The following is a 2,868-nucleotide window of genomic DNA, read 5'->3' as shown; positions in this document are numbered from 1 at the left end:
CGCGAAGCCGCGCGCGACGGCCTCCGCGGCCGCCTTCGAGACGGCGTACGCGCCCATTCCCTGCTTCGACTCGTGGGCGACGGAACCGGACGGGACGATCACCCGGGCGTCGTCGGCGAGGTGAGGGAGCGCCTCGGCGATCGTCGCGAAGACGCCGCGCGCGTTCGTCCGCATCGTGTCGTCGAACTCGCTGTAGGCGACCTCGTCGGTCGGCGACTCGCCGGGGCCGCCGTGGAAGACGGCGGCGTTTGCGAGCACGACGTCGATCGGGCCGGCCTCGCGGGCGACGCGTTCGAAGAACCGTTCGAGGTCGAACTCGTCGCGGACATCGACGCGGGTGCCCCACGCCCGTCCGACGTCCGTGTCGCCGTCGACTCCGTTCAATTCCTCGACCGTGCGGTCGACGGCGTCGCCGTCGCGGCCGCTGACCGCGACGAACGCGCCCGCCTCGACGAACGACTCGGCGACCGCCCGCCCGATCCCGCTCGTTGCTCCGGTGATCGCGACCGTCGGATCCATGTACGTGTCGGTAGGCGCGTCGAGGACTTAGTGGTACCCACTCGGGGCGTCTGGGTGGTATTTATACCGCCGCCGCCCCTATAATCGAACATGGACGCGGCCCCGGACATCGACGCTGTGGCTGGCGAATCCGTCGTCGTGATCGGCGGCGGATTCGGCGGCCTCTCGACGGCCTGTTACCTCGCCGACGCCGGCGCGGAGGTCACCCTCCTCGAGAAGAACGAACAGCTGGGCGGACGCGCGAGCCGCCTCGAAACCGACGGGTTCCGGTTCGACATGGGGCCATCGTGGTACCTCATGCCCGACGTGTTCGAGCGGTTCTTCGGTCACTTCGGCCGGTCGCCCGAGGAGTATTACACGCTCTCGCACCTCGACCCACACTATCGCGTGTTCTGGAAGGACGGCGACCGGGTCGACGTGCTCCCCGATATGGAGCACAACCGTGCGCTGTTCGAGTCGTACGAGCCGGGTGCCGGCGACGCGCTCGACGAGTACCTGGCGGAGTCGAAACGGACCTACGAGATCGGGATGGAACACTTCGTCTACGAGGACCGCCCGAACCTGCGGGATTACGTCGACAAAGACGTCCTCCGATACTCGTGGGGGCTCTCGCTTCTCGGGAAGATGCAGGGCCACGTCGAGGGGTACTTCGATCACCCGAAGCTCCAGCAGCTGATGCAGTACACCCTCGTCTTCTTGGGCGGTTCGCCGACGAACACCCCCGCGCTGTACAACCTGATGAGCCACGTCGATTTCAACATGGGCGTCTACTACCCGGACGGCGGGATCGGCGCGGTCGTCGACGGGATCGTCGAGCTCGGCGAGGAGCTCGGCGTGGAGTACGTCACCGACGCCGAGGTGACGGGTATCGAGGGGCGATACGGCGCGTTCGCCGTCGATACGGCCCCGACGGGCCGGAGCGGCGAGAGCGGCAAGACGGTCGAGAACGGCGAGGCTGCCGGGACGAGCGCCGACGGCGGCGACGGCGAGCGCTATCTCGCGGATATCGTCGTCTCGAACGCCGACTACGCCCACACCGAACAGGAGCTGTTACCCCCGAAGAAGCGCCAGTACACCGAGGAGTACTGGGAGTCGCGGACGTTCGCCCCCTCGGCGTTCCTGTTGTATCTGGGCGTCGAGGGCGACGTCCCGAACCTCGAACACCACACGCTGGTGTTGCCGACCCAGTGGAACGAGCACTTCGAGACTATCTTCGAGGAGCCGGCGTGGCCCGACGACCCCGCGTACTACCTCTGTGTCCCCTCGAAAACCGACGACACGGTCGCCCCCGAGGGACACAGCAACCTGTTCGCGCTGGTTCCGATCGCGCCCGGCTTGGAGGACACGCCGGAGAGACGCGAGGAGTACCGCGAACTCGTCTTGGACGACATCGCCGCGAACACCGGCGAGGAGCTCCACGACCGGATCGTCTTCGAGGAGACGTTCTGTGTCGAGGACTTCGCCGACCGCTACAACAGCTATCAGGGCTCGGCACTCGGGTTAGCACACACCCTCCGGCAGACGTCGCTGTTCCGGCCGCCGCATCGGTCGGAGACGGTCGACGGGCTCTACTTCACCGGCTCGACGACGACGCCGGGGATCGGTGTCCCGATGTGTCTGATAAGCGGCGGTATCACGGCCGAACGGATCGCCGACACGATCTGAACGCGTGAACGTAACCGATCCGAACCCCGGGGGAGTCGGGGACGGGCTCGTGGGACACCTCCGATACCTACTGGTCCTCTCGCGGCCGCGGTTCTGGCTGTACCTCGCCGGGCCGGTCGCCGTGGGCGTCACGTACGGGATCGGAGACGTGAGCGAGCTGTTCACGCCAGTGACGGTCGCGCTCGCCGCGTACTTCCTCGTCCCTGCGAACGTGTACCTCTACGGCGTGAACGACGTGTTCGACGCGGACATCGACGAGTTGAACCCGAAAAAAGCGGAGCGGGAGGCGCGCTGGCAAGGGGATCGGTTCGTGATCACCGCGGTGGTCCTCTCGGCGCTGGCGGGGCTCGGGACGTTCCTCATCACGCCGCCGGTCGCGTGGCCGTATCTCGCCGGGTTCCTGTTGCTTGCGACCGGATACAGCGTCCCGCCGGTCCGGTTCAAGACGACGCCGTTCCTCGACTCGCTGTCGAACGGGCTGTACGTCCTTCCGGGCGCGGCCGCGTACGCGACGGTCGCGGGCACACACCCCCCGCTGGCCGCCCTCGTCGGCGCGTGGCTCTGGACGATGGGGATGCACACGTTTTCCGCGATCCCCGACATCCAGCCCGACCGCGAGGCGGGGATCCGGACGACCGCGACGGTGCTCGGCGAGCGGCGGACGTACGCCTACTGTGTCGCCGC

Annotated in this window: 3 protein-coding genes; 2 read left to right on the top strand and 1 reads right to left on the bottom strand. The window is 67.6% G+C overall.

Features of this window, described 5'->3' with window-relative positions:
- Positions 1 to 519 (bottom strand): SDR family oxidoreductase (locus ACFQEU_RS13990; protein ID WP_379783142.1); only part of this gene is annotated, 519 nt, incomplete at its 3' end.
- A 90-nt stretch (positions 520 to 609) separates the two neighbouring features.
- Here ACFQEU_RS13990 and ACFQEU_RS13985 point away from each other — a divergent pair.
- The gene (locus tag ACFQEU_RS13985; protein WP_379783140.1) at positions 610 to 2,184 is read left to right on the top strand and encodes a phytoene desaturase family protein; all 1,575 of its coding nucleotides are present in this window, start codon (positions 610 to 612) and stop codon (positions 2,182 to 2,184) included.
- Positions 2,185 to 2,188: 4 nt separating this feature from the next.
- Positions 2,189 to 2,868 (top strand): prenyltransferase (locus tag ACFQEU_RS13980; RefSeq protein ID WP_379783138.1); only part of this gene is annotated, 680 nt, incomplete at its 3' end.

Source organism: Halorubrum tibetense, from assembly GCF_042661865.1.
Classification (GTDB): domain Archaea; phylum Halobacteriota; class Halobacteria; order Halobacteriales; family Haloferacaceae; genus Halorubrum; species Halorubrum tibetense.
The sequence above is the reverse complement of the archived record's forward strand: the minus strand, read 5'-3'. Positions and strand labels throughout refer to the sequence as shown.

What these genes read in the sequence shown, in the direction of transcription:
- ACFQEU_RS13985 (WP_379783140.1), top strand. Translation starts at nt 610, where the DNA reads ATGGACGCGGCCCCGGACATCGACGCTGTGGCTGGCGAATCCGTCGTC.